Raw genomic sequence first — 23,288 nt, 5'->3', positions numbered from 1 at the left:
GCACACCCAGCCAGCTCACGCCTCGCGCAGCGCGGCGCGCCCGCCGCGGCCGGCCCAGGCATACCATGCCGCGGCCGCGAGCTGCAGCAGGACCAGCCCTCCCCAGATCCACAGATGGGCGACGGCCGGATAGCGGCCGCCCACCGCGGGCCAGAAATCGAGCACATAGCCGATGCCGACCTGGCAGGCAAAGGTCGCGAGAAACACCAGCAGCGTCAGCGCGGTGGTGGCGCGACCGATCAGCGACGCCGGGAAACTGCGCGCCAGCACGGCATAGGTCAGGATGCCGCTGGAGCCGCACACGCCATAGCCGGCCCACAGCCAGGGCGCCGGCAGCGGCACGCCCGCCATGATCAGCAGCTGGACCACGATGAAGCCCGTCATGCCCAGGCCGGCGAAGGCATACAGGCTCAGGCCGGCGCGCTCGAGATAGCGCGCCGCCCAGCCCGAGCCGACGCAGCCCGCCATCATGGCGAAGCCGATCACGGACACCAGGCCCGCCGCCGCGGCCTGGCCGGCGCCGGAGACATCGCGCAGGAAGGCACCGACCCACAGCGTCTGCACCGCCAGGAAGATGCCCTGGTTGAGCAGCGTCAATGGCGCCACCCGCCAGAAGGCAGCGCTGCGCAGGATGCGGACGGTGCCGCGCCACTGCTCGCCCAGGGTCTGCTGCCCCTGGCGCCGCGCGTCCGGCACGCCGAACCACAGCAGCAGCGCCATCGCCAGCGACAAGCCGGCCAGGCCCAGGCTCACGCCGCGCCAGTCCATGACCGACAACAGCCAGGCCAGCGGCGTGCCCACCACCACCGCGCCGAGGCCGCCGATCGCCATCACCACGCCATTGAGCAAAGGCATGCGCGACAGGGGAAACCACAGCGCCAGGGCCTGGATGGCCGCACCCAGGCAGACCGACACACCCACGCCGACCAGCAGGCGCCCGGCCGCCAGCCCGGCCATGCCGCCCGCCTGGGAGAAGCACCACGCCCCGGCGGCGGCGAACACCAGCATCACGGCCTCGGTGCGGCGCGGGCCGAAGCGGTCGAGCATCAGCCCGGCGGGCAGTTGCGCGCAGGCGAAGCCGAGGAAATAGAAGCTCGTCAGCAGGCCGAGGTCGGCCGCCGACAGGCTCAGCTCGCGCGTCAGGTAGGGCGCGAAGCCCAGGTTGACGCCGCGGAAGATGTAGGACACGAGGAAGCCCAGCGAGAACACCGCCAGCACGCGCCAGCGCACCGGCGAGGCAGGCTGGGTGGCCGTGGCCGTGGGAGGGGCGGACGCGCGTGGCGCGGGCGGCAGGGAGGAGGAAGAGGTCGTCGTCATGCTGGGATTGTCGTCACCAGGGCGGTGCATGACCAACGAAAGATATCGGCGGAGATTGTGAGTAGAATTTGACGGCCATGGCCGAACCTCCCTTCCACCTGCCCGCCCTGCAGGCGCTGCGCGCGCTCGAGGCCGCCGCGCGCCACCGCAGCTTCTCACGCGCCGCCGAAGAGTTATCGCTCACCCACAGCGCCATCAGCCACCATATCCGCGGGCTGGAGGACAAGCTGGGCAGCAAGCTGTTCCAGCGCAGCGGCAGCCTGATGCAGCCCACCAGCGCGGGCCTGCGCCTGTCCGAGCGCGTGCGCGGCGCGCTGGACGAACTCGAAACGGCCCTGCGCGAAGCCTGCGCCAGCAGCGGCCCGCCGGTGGTACGCCTGCAGATGAGCGTGATGGCCGACCTGGCCAACGCCTGGCTGATCCACCGCCTGCCCAGCCTGTACGACGCCGCGCCCGAGATCGACCTGCACCTGCGCCTGCACGCGGAGATCTCGCCACCCGACCCCTACGGCGTCGACCTCGGCATCTGGCACCAGCGCGTCGACCTGCCAGGCTTCGAATGCCGCAGCCTGATCCAAGACCACGTCATCGCCGTGGCCAGCCCCAAGCTGCTGGCGCGCTACCCGGGCTTCACGCTGGCCGACCTGCCGGGGCTGCCGATGCTGCGCTTCGCCCTGCGCCCCTGGCGCGACTGGCTGGAACGCGCCGGGCTGCCGCCCGAGGAGCCGGAGCGCGGGCCGATCTTCCAGGACGCAGGCCTGATGCTGCAGTCGGCGGTGGCCGGTCTCGGTGTGGCCACCGCGCGCGCGCTGCTGGCCCGCGACTACCTGGCCAACGGCCAACTGGTGCAGCTGGGCGAGGTGAGCGTGCCGTCCAGCCTGCACTACTGGGTCGTGTGGCGCGAAGGCAATCCGCGCGAAGCCCACATCCTGCGCCTGATCGGCTGGCTGCGCGAGCAGGTGGCGGCATCGGCACAGCCGACGCGCGGCGCCGGCGACACGGCCTCCGGCAGCTGACGGCACGCCGGATAGGACTGCGGGGCGTCGGCGCCGCAGCCGCGCGCTTGCGCCCGGTTTCCGTCCCGGCGGCGGCCGGAAACAACAGCGCTGTAACAGAATTGCAACCAAAGCCGCCCTGTTGCGCGGCGCCCCCTTCAACCAAGATCGCCTCGCCTATTCAGACGGGGCCGGCTCCCCGGCTCGATCAAAACTCAGCCTTTTGACTTAGCATCCGGCCCGTCGAAGCGGCACCGCCTCCTCCGTTCGCGCAGCCCGCAGCGATCACTCCGACCTGGGGCCTGCCTTGGCGCGCAGAGACCATTCTCATTTGCATTCCGGCAAGTTTCATCTCTGCAACCTGTCTGCCACCCGCCTCCTTCCGCGGCCGAATCGGGGCAAATGCGCCAGCCGCCATAAATGCACCGCTTGAACACCGGATTCCGCCCAGGAAATGACGCCGGCTTTCCATGGCGGCTGATTTCGAAGGATCAACGGCAAGGAAAGCCGACGGCACACCAGAAACATCTGGTTACGAATGCCGGAAGACGATTCACTTCTGCAACGCCTCGCCTAGCAAAATCAAGGACTTAGCCGATCTGGCACGGACATCGCTAAAGCAGGTCCGACGGGGGTGCTCGGGTCAAGCCCGAGCTGACGACGGCAAGCCAGTTCCGCTAGAGAACAACGCAGCCATCGAGCCAGCAGGAAACTGGTCCGAAACCAGGAGCGCCTCGACGTCGACGCTGGGGAGCGGAAACGCACGGACCGGAAGCAGGCAACGCCTGCATCCTGCAACCCTGTACGGGATGCGCTCGATCGAGGGCCTGCGCCCGATCCCCGATGATGTGCCCAGGCCGCTGCATTCCGGCGGCACAAGAAAAGAAATCGGGGGAATCGCAATGAACGCGTATATACCGCGCCCACTGCTCTATCTGTCGCGGCAGCATGACGGGACTCTGTGCCGCCACCTGGCCCAGCAAGGCTGGAAACCCCACTTCGCCTCCAGCGTCAGCGATCTCGAAGGCATGGACCTGGACAGCCAGCCGATGGCCGGCCTGCTCGACCTGCGCGCTGGCGTGGCCCCGGCCGACCTGCAGGCGGTCGAACCCTGGCTGGCGCTGCGCAACATCGGCTGGATCGGCTTGACGGACGGTGCCAGCGATCTCACCCCGGTCGCGCGCAATATGCTCGGGCTGTATTTCATCGACTACTGCACCGCGCCGTGCGACGATGCGCATGTCGACTATGCGCTGGGCCACGCGGTCGGCATGGCCACGCTGCGCTCGAGCACCGCGCAGGCGTTCCCGCACGCCCCCCGCCCCGACGGCATGATCGGCAACTGCGAGGCCATGCAGGCCTTGTTCCGCAGCATCGCCAAGGTCTCGCGCTGGGATATGCCGGTGCTCATCTCCGGCGAATCCGGCACGGGCAAGGAACTGGCGGCCCGTGCCATCCACCAGGCGTCGGCACGCGCCTCGGGTCCCTTCATCGCGGTGAACTGCGCGGCCATCCCGCCCACGCTGCTGATGTCCGAACTGTTCGGCTATGAACGTGGCGCCTTCACCGGCGCCGCCAAGCGCAAGCCGGGGCGTATCGAGCTGGCCCACGGCGGGACCCTGTTCCTGGACGAGATCGGCGACATGCCGCTCGAGAGCCAGACCAGCTTGCTGCGCTTCCTCGAAACCGGCCATATCGAACGCCTGGGCAGCACCGAATCCATCGCCGTCGACGTGCGGGTGGTGTCGGCAACCCACGTCGACCTCCAGGCAGCGGTCGCTGCCGAACGCTTCCGCGGCGACCTGTACCACCGCCTGTGCGTGCTGCGCGTCAAGCAGCCGCCCTTGCGCGAACGCGAGCGCGACATCGTGCTGCTGGCCGAACACATCCTCAACCAGATCCGCAAGCACTCGCCGGAACGGATCCGCGGCTTTTCTCCGGCGGCGCTGCGCTCGCTCCATGCCCACGACTGGCCTGGCAATGTGCGCGAGCTGATCAACCGGATCCGCAATGCGGCCGCCATGTGCGAAGACGGCGTGATCCGGCCTTGCGACCTGGAACTGCATTCGCCAGCCGAGACCGAACGGCCGCCCACCCTGGCCAAGGTCAGGCATGCGGCCGAACTGCAGGCACTCAAGGAAGCCCTGCAGCGCCACCATGAACGGCTCATCGACGTCGCCGAGGAACTCGGCATCTCGCGTGTCACCTTGTTCCGGATGATGCGGGAACATAAGCTGCAGGTACGCCGGGGCGAGCTCGACGTCGTCGAGCAGCGCGCCTGAGCGCATCAAGCGCATCCTTAGCGCGCTGTCCCGGCATTCACCGCCGCGCCTGCCCATGCATCGCTTGCTGCGCCACCCCTTCCTGCGCTTCGTGCTGGTCGGCCTGAGCAATACGGCGGTCGGCTTCGGCACGACCTGGGCCGCGCTGCGCCTGTTCGGCTGGGGAGACGCGGCGGCCAATGCCATCGGCTATGCCATCGGCTTTCTCTGGGGCTTTACCTGGCACCGCATCTGGACCTTCCGCCACCGCGGCGCCGTCGAACAGGGACTGCTGCGCTACGGCGCCGTCTGCGCGGTAGCCTACGCGGCCAACCTCGCCGTCGTGCTGGAAGTGAGCCGGCTGCTCGGCAGCGGTCAACTGCTGACCCAGGCCTGCGGCATGGTCACGTACACGACGCTCGCCTACGCCGGCGCCCGGCTCTACGCCTTCCGCGCGCCGGCCGCGACTTGATGCCCGGCCCGCGCCGGCCCCTTCCCCGCCCCCGCAACGTTCGACTGTCGGCGCCATTCGCGCCGGCGCAATTTCAGCGCAGGTGACAGTGCGGCGGGAAAGCGGCCGTGGCCGGCTCGCGCGATCGCGCACGCCAGACCGCTGGCCAGACCGCTGCACGCCCGCCTTGCGGCGCCATCAGGGCTGCCGCTTGCCGCCACGCATGCGCGGAAACTCGACGACGCGGCGCCCGGCCGATGCCTGCTCGGAATGCGGCCTGGCGTGGAAACGCTGGCGCACCAGGTAGATCGGCCGTCCCTTGGCCTCGTAGTAGATCCGCCCCACGTACTCGCCGACCACGCCGACGCCGATCAGCTGCAAGCCGCCGAAGAACAGCAGCACGCACAAGAGCGAGGCATAGCCTGGCACGTCCACGCCGAGCACGAGTGTGCGCGCGGCGATGAACAGGCCGTACCAGAACGCGAGGAAGGCAAAGGCCGAGCCGATATAGGTCCAGACGCGCAGAGGCAGCGTGCTGAAGCTGGTGATTCCCTCCAGCGCGAAGTTCCACAATCTCCAGCCGGAGAACTTGGAGTCCCCCGCGCAACGCGCCTGGCGCTCGTAGGTCACGATCTCCGTACGGAAGCCGACCCAGGCGAACAAGCCCTTCATGAAGCGCCGGCGCTCCGGCAGCTGCTTCAGCGCGTTGACGACCACGCGATCCATCAGGCGGAAGTCGCCGACGTTCTCCGGCAGCTTGAGTTCCGACAGGCGGTTGTGCACGCGATAGTACGCCGTCGCGGCAATGCGCTTGAGCAGGCTGTCGCAGCGGCGATCGCGGCGCTGCGCCAGCACGACCTCGGCGCCCGCCCGCCATTTCTCCACCAGCAGCGGGATCAGCGCCGGCGGATCCTGCAGGTCGGCATCGATGGGAATCACGGCATCGCCGAGCGCCTCGTCGATGCCGGCCGTCATGGCGGCCTCCTTGCCGAAATTGCGGGTCAGGTCGATGACGCGCACCCGCATGTCACGGCGCGCGACCGCCACCAGGCGCTCGAGCGTATCGTCCGTGCTGCCGTCGTTCACGCAGACGATCTCGAAGCGGACATCCTCCATCGCCTCCAGGATCGGCATCACACTGGCGAAGAACGGCCGGATCGCCGCGCTCTCGTTGTGGCACGGCACCACCAGCGACAGCAATTTCACTTCGGAATAGCGGATCATCATGCCTCCTCCCCGTTCCGGTTCGCCTTGTGGCGGCGCTTCCGGGCGGACACCTCCATTTCCCGCGGCAGCGGCGCCCCGGCCCTGCCATGACAGTGATACCCAGGCACGGCGCCAGGTCTCATGCTGCGCCCCTTCCCGTGCACACCGGCGCGGCACGGGCCCGCCGCAGCACGGCCAGCAGCACCAGCACCAGCACCAGCACACCGCATTGCGGCCAGCGCGTGCCACGGTTGACGAACAGATAGAGCGGCAGCAGCCAGCCCGCCAGCAGCAGCAGCCGCTCGCCACGCAGCCAGCCGCCCTTGCCCATGCCGAGGGCGGCCAGTGCCACCAGGGCGATGCCCAGCCAGCTCAGGTCGTAGTACCAGAGATAGGGCGTCGCCAGCGTCGTGCTGACGCCCAATGCGCCCGCGCGCAGGACCGGCCCGGCCTGCCGGCGCCAGACGTAGGCGACCGCCGCCGCCGCGGCCAGCGCCGAAATCCCTTGGGCCAGGTACGCGGAAGCGGCCGATGCCCCCAGCAGCCGGGCCAGCGCCAGGGCGGTGGGCATCGCGTACCAGGCGGTGTCGGAATGCTCCAGCATCTCGTGCTTGGCCCGGGCACCGGCGGACAGGAAGGCCGGCAGGGTGTCCCATCCGAACACGCAGGCAGCCAGCAGCGTCATCAGCAGCGCCGTTGCCGCGGCGACGGCCAGCGCCCGCCACTCCCGTGCCGCGAGCAAGGCCAGCGGCAGCAGTACGGCGAGCTGCGGCTTGATGCACAGAGCCCCGGCCAGCATCCCCGCGATCACCGGACGGCGCTCCAGCAGCAGCACGGCCCACAGCGCCAGGGCCGCGGTCAGGAAGGCGTTCTGTCCCATCGCGCCCGTCACCACGAAGCCCGGGCAGGCCACGACGGGCAGCCAGCGCGCCACGCCGGCGGACCATCCGCCCGCCGCCTGCAGGCGCAGCAGACCCGCGACGTAGGCCCAGCCACTGCCGCCGATGAACACCACGTAGGCCAAGGCGAAGGGCAGCGCGGCCAGCGGCGCCATCCACAACAGGAAAGCAGGCGGATAGAGCCACGGCAGGTCGAAGCTGGCGCCGTCGGCCAGCGCGCCGTAGGCGGCGATCACCGGCTGCAGCCTGGTGTAGTCGTAGGCGGCCGCGGCCTCCCCTTGCAGCGCCAGATGACCCGCGCTCCAGAACACCGAGAAGTCGGTGCCCGGCCGCAGCACCGTGCCCAAGGTGAAACCGCGGGTCAGCCAGGCCCAGCTGAGGACGAATGCCGCATAGAGTGCCAGGACGAGCGAGCAGCCCGCGCGCAGGCTCGCGCCGCTGAGCCAATCGCCGGTTCGTATCGGTTGTCCTGCTTGCATGGTCGTCTCGCAGAGGCACACCTCACATGGTCAGACACGCTCGCGCGTGCGACCCTCCATGCCTGCTGTTTTCTACCAAGCCGCGCGATCAGGCAAGGCCGCCCAAGGTGCCATTCCAGCCGGGCCCGCGCCACGTTTCCAAACTGAAGCGGCCGGCCCGGAGCCGCCGCGGCGACCGCCGCTGCACCACGCTCCCATGGCTTGCACGCCGGAATCGGCGCGGCCCGCCTTGCCTGCGGCATCCGACGTTTCCCGCGTGAAACATGGACCGGCGCGCACTGCATGGCCTGCCTGCTCGGGCGAATGCCGTAGGCGCCCGCGGCAGACGGCGCGGCCGGGCCTGGCAAACGGCTCGTCGGGCGCTGTCATCAGCCGAATGGATGAGTTGGCCGGTGCGCCGGCCATCCATTGGTCTCAGTGCTTCGCCGGCTCGTTCTATTCGGCATGATTCCCGCGCGAAACGATGGCCTGCCCGGCCCGCCCCCCGCATCCCGACGGCACCGGCAGATATCCCGCAAAGCCTTGCCGCACAAGGCATCGAGGGCGGCTGGCCCGCGTTTTGCCTTGCCTTCGTCAGACGGCGATTCCCGGCGTCGACATCCCGGCAAGCGGTGCCCGCGATCCGCGACACCGCCGCCGGCGAGGAACCCACCACTGACCGAAGGCTATGCCCGCTACGCAAACCGCCACCCGCTCCGACACCGGACGCACCGCGACCGGTGGCCACCATGGCACGAAGCCGGGTGACTGCGCCTGCCGGAACGGCAGCGCGAAGCGTGGCCAGCGTGGCAACGACGGCCAGTGGCAGTTCCACGCCTGCGCCGCCTGCGGGCCGCCCGGCTCCTGATGCCGGCTTGAGTTTGATTGGATGTAGAACCCTGCTTTTCCACGCGAAGGAGATTGTCATGCAAGCACTCATCACGCAACTGAAGCAATTCACCCAAGACGACGAAGGCGTCACCGCCATCGAGTACGGCCTGATCGCGGCACTGATTGCCGTGGCCATCATCACCGCCGTCCAGCTGGTCGGGACCAACCTCAACAACGTCTTCAACTACATCGCCGGCAAGCTGGTGACCTGATCCGGCACGCGGCGACCACACAGGAGAACGCGATGGAACCCACGATACTCCACGCGCCTGACTTCGCCCGCGAAGAGGATGGTGTCACAGCCATCGAATATGCCCTGATTGCAATGCTGATCGCGGTCGCCATCATCGCGGCCGTGACCAGCGTCGGCACGAGCCTGCAGGGCATCTTCAACTACATCGCCGGCCAGTTGGTGACCTGAACCGCGCCAGCCCCGCGGCCGGAGCGTCCTCATCGCGCTCCGGCTGCGGGCCAGCGCCGACAGATACCGAGAGCGCATTGACATGGGAGCCCGTGACGCCTGGCGCCACGGCTTCATCCGAGAACATAGCCGTAGCAAGGAGGCACACCATGGACCGCATGCGCGACACCTCGCCGCACCGCGACCAGGCCGCCTGCTGCCGCAATACGCAGCGGCAGCTCGCCTGCCGCGCGTGCAGAGACGACCGTCCACTGCAAGCCATGGCGCAGCCACGCGCCACGGCCGCAACCGCACCAGGGGAATCTCACATGACCTATCCCTTCGCCATCGGCGCCGTTGTCGGCCCTTGCGTGATCACCGTCGTCACCACCGCCGCCGCCCAGGACCTGCGGCGCCGCCGTATCCCGAACTGGCTGACCTTCGGCGCGTGGCTGCTCGCCTTGCCCGTGCAATGCGCCATGCATGGTGCCGTGTCCGGACTGTTCGAGTGGTCCGGCGGCTGGCTGGCCGGCCTCGGCCTCTTGCTGCCGCTCTACCTGATGCGTGGCATGGCCGCCGGCGACGTCAAGCTGATGGCGGCCGTCGGCGCCTGGCTCGGCGCCCCCATGGCGGTGCAGATCGCCCTGGTTGCCTTCGTGATCGGCGGTGTCTGGGCCCTCGTGCAAACCCTCGCGGCGGGGCAATGGGTGCCGCTGCTGCGCAATCTGCGCCTGATGCTCGCCAGCGCCGGGCAGATCCGGCCGCAACGCGACGGCACGGGAGATCCCGCCGCGCTGCGTTCGGTGGGTTCGATTCCATACGGCGTCGCCATCGCGATCGGCACGGTCGGCGTGCTGTTCGCCACCGCCTGAGCACCGGCTGCCGCCACCACAGGGAGAAGCGCCATGCGCCTCGGCAACACCCTCACGATGCCCGAGCGGCAAACGCCGGCATCCCCGCTGCCCCACGACACCAGCGCCGGCTTCGCTTCCCGGCATGCCTGGGAGATCGCGCCGCGCAGCGTGGCCGACACCGGCCTCGAAATGCCCTTGTTGACCGGCCTGCTGCTCAAGGCCGCGCATCGGCAACGCACGGCGATGCTCGCGCAGCTGGTGGACGTGCTCAAGCTGCCCGTCACCGTGGTCCAGGAAGTGGCGGCCTTCGCCGTGCGCGAACGCCAGCTGGAAGTCGCCCATCGCGGCGACAGCGACATCGATGTGCGCTACCACCTCACCGATGCCGGCTATCAACGCGCCAGCGAACTGACTGCACGCTGCAGCTACGTCGGCGCTGCACCGGTCACGCTGCAGGCCTACTGCGCGGCGGTGCGCCAGCATACGATCGCGCGCGTCACAGTGACCGAGGCCGAACTCCACGCCGCGCTCGGCAGCCTGGTGATCCCTCCCGGCACCCTGGACGGCATCGGCATCGCCCTCAACAGCAGCCGCCCGCTGATGCTGTTCGGCCCTGCCGGCAGCGGCAAGACCTTCCTGGCGCAACGGCTCTGCAAACTCCTGCCCGGCCATATTCCGGTGCCGCATGCCATCACCATCGCCGGGGAAATCATCCAGGTCTTCGATCCGCTGGTGCACGCTCCCGTGGGCGACGACGAACTCGAAACGTCACGCTCGCGCGACCGCCGCTGGGTCGACTGCCACCGCCCGGCCGTACTGTCCGGCGGTGAGCTGACGCTGGAGATGCTGGAGCTGCGCTACGAGCCCGCCTCCGGCTTCTACCAGGCGCCGCCGCACTGGAAAGCCAACAACGGCATCTACATCGTCGACGACCTCGGCCGGCAGCGCGTCGCCGTGACAGACCTGCTCAATCGCTGGATCGTGCCCCTCGACCGCGGCGTGGACACGTATGCGCTGCGCAGCGGCCTGCGCTTCTCCGTGCCGTTCGACGTCTGGCCGGTGTTCTCGTCCAACCTCGATCCCCACGAGCTGGCCGACGATGCCTTCCTGCGCCGGCTGGGCAGCAAGATCTACGTCGGTGCACTCGACCCGCAGGCGTATCGGCGCGTGTTCCGGCAAGCGGCCGACGATGCCGGCCTGGACAGCAGCGATGCGGAGCTGACCTTCCTGATCGAGGCACTGCACGGCGCCAGCGGCGTGCCGCTGCTCGCCTGCATTCCCGGCGACCTGCTGCAGCTCATCGGCTCTGCCAACCGGTACCACGGCCTGGCACCGCGCGTGGAAAAGGAAGCCCTGCGGAACGCCTGGCGGCTGTACTTCGGCGCCCACGTCGAGGCAGGCGGAGACCTGCAGGCCAGGCCGGAGATGGATTGGGGGATGCCCGCGCGCGTTCGGGCAGACGCCGCAACAACCGATGAACCAGACGCGGCATCCCGCTGACACCAAGGACAGGGTCATCGACTACCGTAGGGAGGTGCAACATGAAGAACGCTCGTGCCATTCTGATGCTGATCGTGGCGCTCGGTGCCGGCATCGCCGCCGTGGTCTCGGCGTCGCGCTGGCTGATACAGCAGGGCTCCGGCTCGACGCGGCAGGTGATCGTCGCCAATGCCGACATCGACCTGGGGCAACCGCTCGGCCCCGAGCAGTTGCGCGTGGTCAGCTGGCCGACCTCCAGCGTGCCGGCCGGCTCCTTCGAAGACACCCGGGAACTGAGCGGCCGCGTGGTCCGCACCAGCCTGCAGCGCGGCGAGCCGATCCTCGAGGCCAAGCTTTCGCCGCAAGGCACCAAGGGCGGCCTGTCAGCGGTGATCGCCGCAGGCAAGCGTGCCATCACGGTGCGGGTCAACGACGTGGTCGGCGTGGCGGGCTTCGCGCTGCCCGGCAACCTCGTCGACGTGATCGTCAACACCAGCGAAGACACCAAGAGCCAGAACCCGAACGGCGCCAGCATCTCGAAGATCGTGCTGGAAAAGATCCTGGTGCTGGCGGTCGCCCAGCAGGTCAGCCGCGACGATACGCAGCCGAAGGTGGTCAATGCCGTCACCCTGGAAGTCACGCCCGAGCAGGCCGAGAAGCTGGACGTGGCGCGCAGTGTCGGCACGCTCTCGCTGGTCCTGCGCAACCAGGTGGACGTCGCCGCGACCAGCACGGACGGCGCCACCAAGTTGACGCTGCTCGGCGCCGCACCGGTGGTCGCGCCGCCGAAGGTGATCACCGTCAGCGCGCCGCGTGCCCCTGCACGCCCGCGCCCGCCCGCACCGCGCGGCGACTGCATCGGCGTCCTCGCCGGCATGCAAGGCAGCCAGGAGTGCTTCTGAATCTGAATCTGATTCTGTTGGACCTGCGTCGGGCGGCGCCTGCGCCAGCCCGACGCCAGCCGAGGGTATCCGCGTGACCAGTCGGGTGCCAGCTAGCGATCCCGGGGGAGGGAAGACATGAGAACCAAGCAGAACGAAAACAGTGCGCCCGCTGGCACCCGTGTGCTGGTGGCGGGCGTCGTCAGCCTGGCACTGGGCGCTCCAAGCCTGGCCACGGCACAGAGCGCTGCCGAAGGCGCGATCATCGGCAGGTCGACCGCGCCGGCCCAGCCGGCGCAGTCGGCTCCGGGCCGCCCCGCCGGCGGGCCCATGCAGATGACCATCAGCATGAATACGGCGCCGCCGGCGACGCCGGTGGCGCCGGAAGGGCGCGGACCGAACTGCACGGGCGCGCTGCGCAATGAGAGCACCGTGGTCGTCTCGGTCGGCAAGTCATCGCTGATTCCACTGCCGGAAGCGGTCAAGAACCGCACGCTGGGCAATCCCGCCATCGTGCAGGCGACCATGGTGTCGCCGCAGACGCTCTACGTGCTCGGACGCAGCGTGGGCACCACCAACATGATCGTGCAAGGCCGCAGCGGCACCTGCAGCGTGATCAATGTGGTGGTCAACGTCGACGCGGCCGGCCTGCAGAACTCGCTGACGCAGCTGATGCCCGGCGAGAGCAAGATCCGCGTGACCACCGCGGCCGACAACCTGGTGCTGACCGGCTCGGTCTCCAACGCACAGGCGGCGCAGCAGGCCATGGAGATCGCCCGCGTCTATGCCAGCGCCGCCCAGGCAGAAGGCGACAAGAAGACCGGCGGCGTGCTGAACATGCTGGCGGTGGATACGCCGCAGCAGGTGATGCTGGAGGTCAAGGTCGCCGAGGTCTCGAAGACCCTGCTCAACCAGATGGGTGCCCAATTGAACCTGCAAGGCGGCTTCGGTACCTGGAGCGGCGGGCTGGCCAGCGCCCTGCTGTCCGGCGCGGCCTCGGCCATCTTCGCCAGCAAGGCGAACCACAGGCCGTTCCAGGTCGAGGTCGACGCGCAGAAGAACGACACCCTGGTCAAGATCCTGGCCGAACCCAACCTGGTCACCTTGAGCGGCCAGGAGGCAAGCTTCCTCGCCGGCGGCAAGATCTTCATCCCGGTCGTGCAGAGCAATACCGGCACCAGCGCCACGATCTCGCTGCAGGAAGAGGAGTTCGGCGTCGGGCTGAAGTTCACGCCCACGGTGATGAGCAACGGCCGGATCAATCTCAAGGTCTCGCCCGAGGTCTCCGAGCTGTCGCCCACCGGCGCTACGGTCAGCGCCACGGTGCAGAGCGGCTCGAACGCCCAGACGGTACTGCCGCTGATCACCACGCGGCGGGCCACGACCACCGTGCAGATGCGCGATGGCGAGACGTTCGCCATCGGCGGACTGCTGCAGGACAACGCGCGCGGCGCCATCCAGGCCATTCCGGGCGTCGGCGAAGTCCCGGTGCTGGGTGCCCTGTTCCGCAGCACCTCCTACCAGCGGGACATGACCGAGCTGGTCTTCGTCATCACGCCCCACCTGGTGCAGCCGATGCAGACCGCGTCCATCCCGCTGCCGACGGACAGCTTCACCCGTACCAACGAGCTGCAGGTGCTGATGATGGGCAATATGGAGGGCTCGCCCAAGCGCAACAACAGCGGCAACGGCGGCAATGGACAGTCCCCGTCGCCGATGCCCCAGGCTCCGGCCCCGAGCGCACCGGCCACGCCGGCCGCACCGTCCGCCCCCACCGTGCCGGCGCCGGGCGCCTCCTCCTCGCGCGAGCCCGAAGCCGCCCCGCCGCTGACGCAGCTGCCCCCGCCGGCCACACCCGTGCCACGGCCGGAACTCAGCGCGATGCCGCAAGGCAAGCCGCTCGACGAGCCCGTCGTGGCCGGCACCGCGACGTCGCCCAAGCCGGAAGCTGCCGCACCGCTGCTCCAGATGCCGCCGCCGGCCACGCCCGAGGCGCAGCCGGAACTCAGCGCGATGCCGGAAGGCAAGCCGCTCGACGAGCCCATCGTGACCGGCGCCGCCGCGCAACCGAGCCAAGCCGACAAGTCCCAAGTGGAGTGATGCCATGACCCAACCGACCAAGACCATGCGGACTCTCCGCCGGCTGGCGCTGCTCGCCCTGTGCAGCCCCCTGCTGAGCGCCTGCGTCACCACCACGCCGATCTGGGACAAGCAGTTCGGCCAGGCGCTCAGCGCCGTCAACCGTGCCCAGATGGTCAACCCCGATGGCCCGGCCGACCAGCCGCCGTTGAGCGGCGTCGACGGCAAGGCCGCCGTGACCGCGATGAACAATTACGACCGCTCGCTGATCCGGATGACACCGGCCGGAGGCGCCTACGGTTCGGGCGCCGCCACGGGCGTCGGCATGGGTACCGGCTACGGCGACGCCAGCATGATGGGCTCGGGCACCCGCTAGCGGCCGCCGGCAGTCGATGCTGACCAAGGAGAAGATGTCATGCTCAAGATCCTGATCGTTTCGGAATCGGCCGAGCGGCTGGGCGAGCTCGCGCGCGTCACCAGCGCGAGCGGGAACTATCTGCCCATGCGCCTGCAGGACGCCGCGTCCAACCTGCCCTCGCATGGCACCCAGATGCGCAGCGCCGATGTCCTGATCCTGGACCAGGCGACCGGCGACAGCGCGCACCTGCGCGCGCTGGAGGCGGTGCGCCAGCAGTATCCCGGCCTGCCCTGCATCCTGGTCAGCGACGACCGCCCCCCCGACCTGCTGATCCGCGCACTGCGCGCCGGCGTCAGCGACGTGCTCGGCTGGCCCCTCGACCGGGCCCAGCTCGCCGAGGCCCTGCAGCGGCTGGAGGCCAACCGTGTCGCGGCGGCGAGGAACGAGGCCCGTGTCATCTCGCTGGTGTCGGGCAAGGGCGGTGCCGGCGCCAGCTTCCTCGCCGGCAACCTCGGCTACGTCCTCAGCGCGCTGGAGCACAAGCGCGTCCTGCTGATCGACCTGAACCTCCAGTTCGGCGACACGCATTTCCTCGTCACCGACAAGGTACCGCCGGCGACCCTGGCGGATGTCTGCGCGCAGATCGACCGCCTCGACGATGCCTTCTTCGAAGCCTGCCTCATCCACGTCTCGCCGAGCTTCGACATCCTGGCCGGCGCCAGCGACCCGGTCAAGGCAGGCGACATCCGCAAGGACCGCGTCGAATACGTGCTCTCGCTGGCCGCGGCCAGCTACGACTTCGTGCTGATCGACGCCGGCCAGGACATCAATCCTGTCTCGGTGGCGGCGCTGGACCTGAGCGACCAGATCCTGCTGGTCACGCAGCCCGGCATTGCCTACGCCCGTACCGGGCGCCGCATGCTGGAAGTCCTGGAGGGGCTGCACTACGGCCCGGAGAAGCTCCTGCTTCTGGTCAATCGCCAGGGCAAGGCGGACGGCCTGCGGCGCGACACGCTCGAAGGCATCTTCGGCACCAAGACGCTGCTGACCCTGCCGGACGATCCGGCCGCGGTCGACGACGCCATCAGCCATGGCGTCCCCGCCGTGCAGCAACAGAAGCGCAGCGCGATCGCCAAGGCCCTCACCGCGCTCGGGCACAACCTGGTGGTGGAGCGCGGCAGCGCGCCGAGTGCCAGCGGGGAGCGCGTCTCGGCGCTGGGCCGCTTCTTCCTGCGCTCCAAGACGTCGGCACCGAACACGGCCTGAAGCCTGAAGCCCGAAGCCTGAGGACTGAAGCCCCGGGCCCGAGGCCCGCATCCTGACGCGACCAATGCCTGGCGGCCGGCACCGGCAGCCGATACACGGAGTCCATCATGTCGATTCGCGAACACCTGTCTCTTACCGAGGTCGTCCCCGTGCCGACCCTGCGCACGGAACCCCAGTCGGACAAGGTCCACCAGGCCGCCTATCTCCCGCTCAAGAAGACGGTCCATGAAGCTGTGCTCGACAACATCGATCTCGAACGGCTGGCGCGTTTCCCGGCGGACCAGATCCGCCACGAGATCAACACCCTGGTCAACCGCATCGTCGACGAGCAGCGGCTGCTGATGAACGATGCCGAACGCCGCCAGCTGAGCGCCGACATCTACGACGAGATGTTCGGCTTCGGTCCGCTGGAGCCGCTGCTGCACGACCCGACGGTGTCCGACATCCTGGTCAATACCGCCAAGCAGACCTACGTCGAGCGGCGCGGCAAGCTCGAACTGACCGATACGGTGTTCTACGACGATGCCCACCTGATGAAGGTGATCGAGAAGATCGTGTCGCGCGTGGGCCGGCGCATCGACGAGACCAGCCCCATGGTCGATGCCCGCCTGCCGGACGGCTCCCGGGTCAACGCCATCATCCCGCCCTCTGCCATCGACGGTCCGCTGCTCTCGATCCGGCGCTTCTCGGTCAACCCGCTGCAGGTCGAGGACCTCGTCAGCCTCAAGAGCCTGACGCCACCGATGGCACAACTGCTGCAGGCGCTGGCGAAGGCGAAGGTCAACGTGATGGTGTCCGGCGGCACCGGCAGCGGCAAGACCACCTTGCTCAATGTCCTGTCGGGTTTCATTCCCGAAGACGAACGCGTGGTCACCATCGAAGACGCGGCGGAACTCCAGATGCGCCAGCCCCATGTGCTGCGCCTGGAAACGCGCCCGCCCAACATCGAGGGCAAGGGTGAGATCTCCCAGCGTGCCCTGGTGCGCAACGCGCTGCGGATGCGGCCCGACCGCATCATCCTGGGCGAGGTGCGCGGCGGCGAGGCGCTGGACATGCTCAACGCCATGAACACCGGCCACGAAGGCTCGCTGACGACCATCCACGCCAATACGCCGCGCGATGCGCTGACCCGGCTGGAGAACATGGTCAACATGGCCGGGGTCAGCCTGCCCGCCAAGACGATACGCCAGCAGATCGCCTCGGCCATCACGGTGGTGGTCCAGGCCTCGCGCCTGACCGACGGCCGGCGCAAGATCGTCAGCATCCAGGAGATCACCGGAATGGAGGGGGACATGATCAATATGCAGGAGATCTTCACCTTCCAGCGCACCGGCATCGCCCAGGACGGCACGGTCAAGGGCCACTTCCGCGCCACCGGCGTCTACCCCAAGTTCGCCGAGCGCCTGCGCGTCTTCGGCGTCGGACTGCCCGACGAGGCCTACGACCCGGCCCGGCGCATGGAGGTCTGACGACGTGCCGGGCGGTGCTCCTGCCGCACCGGCCCTGGCCCGACTCCCTTCACGAGGAAGAGCAAAATGGACTTCGCCTTCTATGTCTTCGTCATCCTCCTGTTCATCGCCGTGGTGCTGTGTATCGAAGGCGGCTACCTGTGGTGGAACAGCTATCACGGCGCCTCGGCCAAGCGGATCGACTCGCGCATCCGCGCCCTCTCCGCGGGCGGCCAGGTGGGGGAGGAGACCCTTTCCATCCTGAAGAAGCGGCTGCTGAGCGAATCGCCGCGCATGCAGCGCTGGTTGATGAGCCTGCCGCGCGTGACCCTGCTGGACCGCTGGCTGCAACAGTCGGGCAGCAACTGGTCGATCGGGCAGTTGCTGGGCTACAGCCTGTCGGTGGTGCTGTTGGCCCTGGCCACCGGTCCCTGGCTGCCGGTTCCCGCCCTGGTGGTGGTGGCGGGCGCCCTGCTGTTCGGCGCGATGCCGCTGCTCCACATCGCCTCGCTGCGGCGCAAGCGGCTGAAGCGGCTCGAGGAGCAACTGCCGGATGCCGTCGACATGATCAGCCGCGCGCTGCGCGCGGGGCATGCCTTCGCCGGTGCGCTGAGCATGGTCGGGCAGGAACTGAACGCGCCGATGGGCCCCGAATTCCGCACCACGTTCGAGGAAATCAACTACGGCGTGTCGCTGGAAGATGCCCTGACCAACCTGGCCATGCGCGTCCCGGTCAACGACCTGCGCTACTTCGTGACTGCCGTGCTGGTGCAGCGCGAAAGCGGCGGCAACCTGGCGGAGATCCTCGACACCATCGGCAACCTCGTGCGCGATCGCCTCAAGCTCTACGGCAAGATCCGCGTGCTGTCGGCCGAGGGCCGGCTGTCCGCGTGGATCCTGGGGCTGCTGCCCTTCGTCACGGCGGGGCTCATCCTGGTGTTGAATCCGGGGTTCATGAAGGTGTTGTGGGAAGACCCCATCGGCGTGAAAACGCTGTGGGTCGCCCTGGGCATGATGATCTCGGGCGTATTCTGGATGCGCAAGATCATCCGCATCCACGTCTAGCCCGCGCCAGATGCGCCAGATGCGCCAGACAGGCCCGACGCGGGCCGGCGCGGGCTGACGGGAAGGCAGACTCAAGAAAACGAAGCAAGCCATTGGGGGGAAAGCCATCATGCAAGGCATCTATTCCGAGCAGGGTCTCGTGCTGGCCCTGATATTCATCGCCGCGTTCGGCGCCGCTTTCGGCCTGCTGCAGTTGTTCGCGCCCGGCCGCCCGCGCGGCCGGATCGAGCAGATCGCCAACCCCGGAGGCACCGGCGACGACACAGGCAATGCCTGGATCGAGCAGCTCGCCCGCCTGGCCAGCCCCGTTTCCCGGCTTTCGCTGCCCGCCGAGGGATGGGAAAAGTCCAAGCTGCGGCTGACGTTCATGAACGCAGGCTGGCGGCGCGCCTCGGCGGCCCCGCTCTACTTCGCCGCCAAGACCCTCCTTGCGCTGGCGCTGCCGCTGATCGCGCTGGTGCTCGTGAGCGGGCATCCGCTGGCGCAGAACAAGAACGCGATGCTCACCCTCGTCGCCCTGACGGGCGCCATCGGGTACTACCTGCCGAATATCGTCCTGTCGCGCAAGGCAGCAAAGCGCAAGCAAGCCGTGTTCGAGGAGTTCCCGGATGTGATCGACCTGCTGACGGTCTGCGTCGAGGCCGGCCTGGGCCTCGACGCCGCGCTGCTGCGCGTCACCCAGGAGCTTGCCCTGCGCTGCCCCGTCCTGGCCGAGGAACTGGAACTGATGCTGCTCGAACTGCGCTCCGGCTTCTCCAAGGAGAAGGCGCTGACCAACCTCGCCCTGCGCACCGGCGTGGAGGACGTCGACAAGTTCGCCTCGATGCTGATCCAGGCGGACCGCTTCGGCACCGGCCTGGCCGAATCGCTGCGCGTGCTGTCCGACATGCTGCGCACCAAGCGCAGGATGCTGGCGGAGGAAAAGGCGGCCAAGATCGCCCTCAAGCTGCTCTTCCCGCTGATCTTCCTCATCTTCCCCACCTTGATGCTGGTCCTGCTCGGGCCGGCGTTCATCCAGATCTATAGGGTACTGCTGCCGACCATGAGCGGGCATACGGGCGGTTGACCGGACCCGTACCCGCCAGCGACGGCGTTGGCCCCCGGGCTGCCAACCGGCATTCGATGCCGGGGCGGTGGTCCATTTCCCGGCTTCGTGCCGGGTTTTCTCGTTGCGGCACCGGCCGGCCGCCCGGCGGCCCTGCGCGCGCCCCCTTGACCGATGCCGGCGATTTCTGAAGAATTCCTGCAGACCGTGGTGGCGGCGAACGCGCCGCAAGGAGACCCCATGAAGCTGCGCATCCTCAGCGACCTCCATCTCGAGCATCACACCCCCGCCTCGGTGCCGGCCTGCGAAGCCGACCTCGTGATTCTCGCCGGTGACATCGCCAATGGCCGCGCCGGCGTCGACTGGGCGGCGCGAAGCTTCGCCGGCCCGGTCGTCTACGTGCCGGGCAACCATGAATACTACGAGGGCACTTTCGGCGTGGTCGAGGCGCAGCTGGCCGCCGCGGGCAGCCAGCACGAGCGCGTCCACGTGCTGAACCACAGGTCGATCACCCTGGCTCCGGCGGGCGAGGCACCGGTCCGCATCATCGGCGCCACGTGGTGGACCGACTACGAACTGTTCGGCGTCGACCGGCGCGAGTCTTCGATGCAGGCCTGTGCCGGCGTGATGCTCGACCACCGGCTGATCGAAGTCGAAGATGCGGACGGCAGCCGGCGCACCTTTTCGCCGCAGGATGCGCTGGCCCGCCACCGGGCGGCATGCGCGTGGCTGGACGCCGAGTTGAGCGCGCCCTTCGACGGGCGCACCGTCGTGGTCACGCACCACGCCCCCGATCTCGGCAGCCTGGCGCCCCGCTTTTCACACGACCTGGTGTCCGGTGGCTTCATCTCGCGCCGGCCGGACCTGGTGGCCCGCGCCGACCTGTGGGTGCATGGCCATACCCATACGAGCTTCGACTACCGGCTCGAGCACAGCCGCGTGGTGTGCAATCCCCGTGGCTATATCGGACGCAAGACAGGAACGCCCGAGAACCCTCAGTTCGACTGGTGCTACACGGTGGAGATCTGAGGCGCCTTGAGGCACCCCGGGCACCCCGGGCACCCCTGGGCACCCCGGCACCCCGGCACCCCGGCAGCCTGCAGGTGCCGGGGTGCTGCTGCGAAGGGAAATGGGAAGGCGGGAGCGGCGGCGCGGGACAGAGGCAGGACAGCGCAGCCTAGGAACAGACCGAGCTGCTGCCCGCATCCTGCCCCATGATCTCGCGCGGCAGGTAGGTGGAGAAGCCCGGCACATTCAGCGTCATGAAGCCGCTCGACTGCAGCGGTGAGATCGTGGTCAGGCTGACGCCCGACACGCTGACCGACACGCCGGCGCAGCTGCTGGCATCGCAGGTCGTACTGACCGCACCACTGCCGTCGTACCACTGCACGGACACATTGGACGTGGTCAGGCTCGGCACGATGAGCTGCATCCGTGCCAGCACGGATGCCGAACCCTGCCCGCAGACCACGGCCTGCCGCGCCCCCCAGCGGGTGGCTTCCGCCACCGCGTTCCATGTGTACAGGACACGGCCGAATTCGAGGATGCCCAGCACCACGCTGAAGAAGATGAGCGACACCAGGGCGAATTCGACCGCGGTCGCACCCCGTTGATGGCTATTCATAGGATTGCCTCATCGTGACCGAGATACTGCCGAACGACAGCGATGTGATCGAGCTCGTTCCCTTGGTGTAGAAACGGGTGAAGGCAAGCATGTCGAGCACCGGACTGAAGGTATAGCCGCTGATCGTCACGGTCACCGTATTGATGGCCGGATTAGTGCCCTGGAAGATGTTCGACGTGCAGGCGACGTTCGACGCGTCGCAGATCGACACCATGCTTGTCGTCAGTCCCGGCACCAGCGGCGCCGGCGATCCGCTGACGACCGGCACGCCATAGACCGCGAGGTTGGTGGCGGTGGTCGCCGCGGAGCTGCTGCCCGCGGCCTGCGTGCTCAGGTAGCGCGCGGCATCGCGCGCCGCCTTGGTCAGGGTGTTGTAGGTATAGATGGCCCGGCCGAACTCCGTGATCGCGAAGGCGATGGCCAGGAGCAGGCACATCGTGAAGCCAAGCTCCACGGCCGCCACGCCTCGTTGTCGCTTCTTGTTCATCGCACCTCCTACTGCACCAGGACCGGCACCAGGGGGCCTGCGCTGCCGCCGGCAAGGCCGGAAGCCGTACACGGGCTGTTCGTTGCGCTGGCATTGCCGCGGAACTCGAACTGGATCGTGACAGTCGGTCCGCTGACGGGCTGCAGCATCAGCATGCAGGCGAAATCGACAATCTTGCTGGCCGACACCACCGGCACCAGCACCAGCCGCCGGCTCATGCCATACGTTGCCAGCTGGCCGGTGTTTCCGTTGGTGGCGAGGGTCTTGTACCCGCCCTTCATGCCCAGGCCGGTGATGTTGTCGCCGGTCTGGACGCTCGTTCCGGTGTTGGCGTAGTTGGCATAGGCCGCGCGCTTGGTGAGGAAGCTGGCGGCGGTCGGATCCGACCCGCTCGCCGGCGTCCCGTTGAAGGCATTCTGGGGCACGCTGTTGGTCCAGTTCAGCGATGTGTAGGCATAGCCGGTATAGTCCGGCCGCATCGTCGTGACGTCGCCGTTGTTCTTGTAGATGCCGAAGCGGGCATTCCACTGGTCGTCGACGGACACCTTGGCACCCGGCGTGCCCAGCGTATCGCCGACCTTGGAGCCGCAGTAACCTATGTCCATCTCGTTCTTGGTCTCGGAGGCACTGGTGGTCCCGTTGAGGTTGTACCAGCCCATCTCGCCCGGCGCCGCGGTCTTGCTGCCGTCATAGAGCACGTTGACCCACTCCCCGACCTGGAATCCATAGTTGGGGGCAGTGCCACCGGTCTTGGGGATCAAGCCGATGGGCACCGGACAGGCGCTCTGCGCATGCGAGCGTGTCGCCACGCCGACCGCGGCCACGCTGTTGCTCGACGGGCCGCCGACCATCTTGATCAGCAAGGCGACGATGCCGCTGGTGGTATGGCTGCACTTCGCGTAGGCCGCAGCGGTGGGCGAGAAGCCGGAACTGAACGAGCCGGTCAGCGAGTCGCTGAAGGTGATATCGGCACTCGTCAGCGACGCCGAGACACTCTGGAACTGGACGTTGTTGGCGTTGCCCGCGGTCAGCCCCGCACTCTGCGCGCGAGCCGTCGCGCTCGAGGTGCCGTCCAGTTCCTGCGCCGCGGCCAGGGCGCAGCTATCGACCGCCGACTGCAGCTCCGACTTCGCCACGAAGAGGCTGCCCAGGTCGATGACGAGGCCGGCCATCCCGATCAGCACGGCCAGCATCAGGCCGACCATCGGCAGCACCGCACCTCTTGCCTTCTTGTTCCAGTCGTTCCGCATATCACACCGACCGTTCAATAGAGGCCGCGCCGCCCGGTCGGCAGCGCCATGCCGTGTCTTGTCATCGAGGCCGGCGCCGCTGACGCCCTGCCCCGCCCTTACCGTCATTTGTAGACGTGCACCGCCAAATCGGAAACCGACCGAACGGATGATTCAGGCCTGAAACCGCTCGCGCCGCGCAGCGCGGCCCGCCGCCCTCTCGCATGCGCGCGGACGGGAGGCGATGCGGAAGCCGATGCGCCCGCGCAGCGATGCGCCGTGGCCACCCGGCCGATCCGTGCGAGGGTCCGGAGATGACTTCACATAGAGCGCTCACCCTGCCGGACCGGCAGCGCCTGGCGGCCGGATGCGGCCGGATGCGGCCGGCACGCAGCGGCCAGCCACATCGCGCGCGACGCGCGCGGCGGGAGCCGGCGTTTCAGCACTGAATCGCCATCCTTGCCACAGCACGCGCCCCGCCTCCCTGCATGCGGTGCGCTGCCGTTCCAGCCCTGGGAACCGGCTCGGCTCGACTTCGCGACGGGCTTCGGCCACCACGCTCCCGACCGGGCCGAGCCTGTCTCCGGCTCGAGTG

The 23,288-nt window shown here is 68.6% G+C and carries 21 protein-coding genes; 15 read left to right on the top strand and 6 right to left on the bottom strand.

Annotation, left to right across the window (positions count from 1 at the left end; genetic code table 11):
- Window positions 1-15: 15 nt before the first annotated feature.
- Entirely contained in the window at window positions 16-1,317 is a 1,302-nt protein-coding gene (locus tag BKK81_RS06800; protein ID WP_071011568.1) for an MFS transporter, read from the bottom strand.
- Between the two features lie 77 nt (window positions 1,318-1,394).
- Here BKK81_RS06800 and BKK81_RS06795 point away from each other — a divergent pair, with 77 nt between their 5' ends.
- The 3 genes from BKK81_RS06795 (at window position 1,395) to BKK81_RS06785 (ending at window position 5,045) form a co-directional block, all read left to right on the top strand.
- Window positions 1,395-2,333: a LysR substrate-binding domain-containing protein gene (locus tag BKK81_RS06795; protein ID WP_071011566.1), complete on the top strand. Its 939-nt coding sequence runs from the start codon at window positions 1,395-1,397 to the stop codon at window positions 2,331-2,333.
- Window positions 2,334-3,214: 881 nt separating this feature from the next.
- Window positions 3,215-4,594 (top strand): sigma-54 dependent transcriptional regulator, encoded by a 1,380-nt coding sequence (locus BKK81_RS06790; RefSeq protein ID WP_071011564.1) that lies wholly within the window; start codon window positions 3,215-3,217, stop codon window positions 4,592-4,594.
- A 55-nt stretch (window positions 4,595-4,649) separates the two neighbouring features.
- Window positions 4,650-5,045, top strand: a complete 396-nt coding sequence (locus BKK81_RS06785; RefSeq protein WP_071011562.1) for a GtrA family protein — start codon at window positions 4,650-4,652, stop codon at window positions 5,043-5,045.
- Window positions 5,046-5,222: 177 nt separating this feature from the next.
- Here BKK81_RS06785 and BKK81_RS06780 read toward each other — a convergent pair whose 3' ends face one another.
- Together BKK81_RS06780 and BKK81_RS06775 are read right to left on the bottom strand one after the other, a co-directional pair.
- Window positions 5,223-6,251 (bottom strand): glycosyltransferase family 2 protein, encoded by a 1,029-nt coding sequence (locus tag BKK81_RS06780; RefSeq protein ID WP_418235882.1) that lies wholly within the window; start codon window positions 6,249-6,251, stop codon window positions 5,223-5,225.
- 118 nt (window positions 6,252-6,369) lie between these two features.
- Window positions 6,370-7,608 carry a glycosyltransferase family 87 protein gene (locus tag BKK81_RS06775; RefSeq protein WP_071011560.1) on the bottom strand — a complete coding sequence of 413 codons (1,239 nt, stop codon included), beginning with the start codon at window positions 7,606-7,608 and terminating at the stop codon, window positions 6,370-6,372.
- 905 nt (window positions 7,609-8,513) lie between these two features.
- On the opposite strand from BKK81_RS06775, the gene BKK81_RS06770 reads away from it, so the two are divergent.
- The 12 genes from BKK81_RS06770 (at window position 8,514) to BKK81_RS06715 (ending at window position 20,382) form a co-directional block, all read left to right on the top strand.
- Window positions 8,514-8,690, top strand: a complete 177-nt coding sequence (locus BKK81_RS06770) for a Flp family type IVb pilin (RefSeq protein ID WP_071011559.1) — start codon at window positions 8,514-8,516, stop codon at window positions 8,688-8,690.
- 32 nt (window positions 8,691-8,722) lie between these two features.
- Window positions 8,723-8,899, top strand: coding sequence for a Flp family type IVb pilin (locus BKK81_RS06765; RefSeq protein ID WP_071011557.1), 177 nt, complete (start codon window positions 8,723-8,725; stop codon window positions 8,897-8,899).
- A 308-nt stretch (window positions 8,900-9,207) separates the two neighbouring features.
- Window positions 9,208-9,750 carry an A24 family peptidase gene (locus tag BKK81_RS06760; protein ID WP_071016168.1) on the top strand — a complete coding sequence of 181 codons (543 nt, stop codon included), beginning with the start codon at window positions 9,208-9,210 and terminating at the stop codon, window positions 9,748-9,750.
- Between the two features lie 33 nt (window positions 9,751-9,783).
- The gene (locus BKK81_RS06755; RefSeq protein ID WP_071011556.1) at window positions 9,784-11,232 is read left to right on the top strand and encodes an ATP-binding protein; all 1,449 of its coding nucleotides are present in this window, start codon (window positions 9,784-9,786) and stop codon (window positions 11,230-11,232) included.
- A 41-nt stretch (window positions 11,233-11,273) separates the two neighbouring features.
- A complete protein-coding gene (gene cpaB / locus BKK81_RS06750) occupies window positions 11,274-12,113 on the top strand; it encodes a Flp pilus assembly protein CpaB (protein WP_071011554.1) in 840 nt (279 codons plus the stop codon).
- A gap of 117 nt (window positions 12,114-12,230) precedes the next feature.
- The gene (locus tag BKK81_RS06745) at window positions 12,231-14,192 is read left to right on the top strand and encodes a type II and III secretion system protein family protein (RefSeq protein ID WP_071011552.1); all 1,962 of its coding nucleotides are present in this window, start codon (window positions 12,231-12,233) and stop codon (window positions 14,190-14,192) included.
- 4 nt (window positions 14,193-14,196) lie between these two features.
- Window positions 14,197-14,547, top strand: coding sequence for a hypothetical protein (locus BKK81_RS06740; RefSeq protein ID WP_071011551.1), 351 nt, complete (start codon window positions 14,197-14,199; stop codon window positions 14,545-14,547).
- Between the two features lie 39 nt (window positions 14,548-14,586).
- Window positions 14,587-15,795, top strand: a complete 1,209-nt coding sequence (locus BKK81_RS06735; RefSeq protein WP_071011550.1) for an AAA family ATPase — start codon at window positions 14,587-14,589, stop codon at window positions 15,793-15,795.
- A gap of 107 nt (window positions 15,796-15,902) precedes the next feature.
- Entirely contained in the window at window positions 15,903-17,264 is a 1,362-nt protein-coding gene (locus tag BKK81_RS06730; RefSeq protein ID WP_083383987.1) for a CpaF family protein, read from the top strand.
- A 66-nt stretch (window positions 17,265-17,330) separates the two neighbouring features.
- Window positions 17,331-18,308, top strand: coding sequence for a type II secretion system F family protein (locus BKK81_RS06725; protein ID WP_071011548.1), 978 nt, complete (start codon window positions 17,331-17,333; stop codon window positions 18,306-18,308).
- Between the two features lie 109 nt (window positions 18,309-18,417).
- Window positions 18,418-19,374 carry a type II secretion system F family protein gene (locus BKK81_RS06720; RefSeq protein WP_071011546.1) on the top strand — a complete coding sequence of 319 codons (957 nt, stop codon included), beginning with the start codon at window positions 18,418-18,420 and terminating at the stop codon, window positions 19,372-19,374.
- A gap of 219 nt (window positions 19,375-19,593) precedes the next feature.
- Window positions 19,594-20,382 carry a metallophosphoesterase gene (locus BKK81_RS06715; RefSeq protein WP_071011545.1) on the top strand — a complete coding sequence of 263 codons (789 nt, stop codon included), beginning with the start codon at window positions 19,594-19,596 and terminating at the stop codon, window positions 20,380-20,382.
- Between the two features lie 148 nt (window positions 20,383-20,530).
- On the opposite strand, the gene BKK81_RS06710 is transcribed toward BKK81_RS06715, so the two are convergent.
- Genes BKK81_RS06710 through BKK81_RS06700 form a run of 3 tightly spaced genes read right to left on the bottom strand, consistent with a single transcriptional unit; the run spans window position 20,531 to window position 22,714 of the window.
- The gene (locus BKK81_RS06710) at window positions 20,531-20,977 is read right to left on the bottom strand and encodes a TadE/TadG family type IV pilus assembly protein (protein ID WP_071011543.1); all 447 of its coding nucleotides are present in this window, start codon (window positions 20,975-20,977) and stop codon (window positions 20,531-20,533) included.
- Window positions 20,970-21,464, bottom strand: a complete 495-nt coding sequence (locus tag BKK81_RS06705) for a TadE/TadG family type IV pilus assembly protein (protein WP_071011541.1) — start codon at window positions 21,462-21,464, stop codon at window positions 20,970-20,972. The genes BKK81_RS06710 and BKK81_RS06705 overlap by 8 nt, the downstream gene beginning before the upstream one ends.
- Window positions 21,465-21,472: 8 nt before the next feature.
- Window positions 21,473-22,714, bottom strand: coding sequence for a pilus assembly protein TadG-related protein (locus tag BKK81_RS06700; RefSeq protein ID WP_071011539.1), 1,242 nt, complete (start codon window positions 22,712-22,714; stop codon window positions 21,473-21,475).
- Between the last annotated feature and the right edge of the window lie 574 nt (window positions 22,715-23,288).

The sequence above is a fragment of the Cupriavidus sp. USMAHM13 genome, assembly GCF_001854285.1.
GTDB classification, from domain to species: Bacteria; Pseudomonadota; Gammaproteobacteria; order Burkholderiales; family Burkholderiaceae; genus Cupriavidus; species Cupriavidus malaysiensis.
This window is presented reverse-complemented; position numbering and strand designations above follow the sequence as displayed.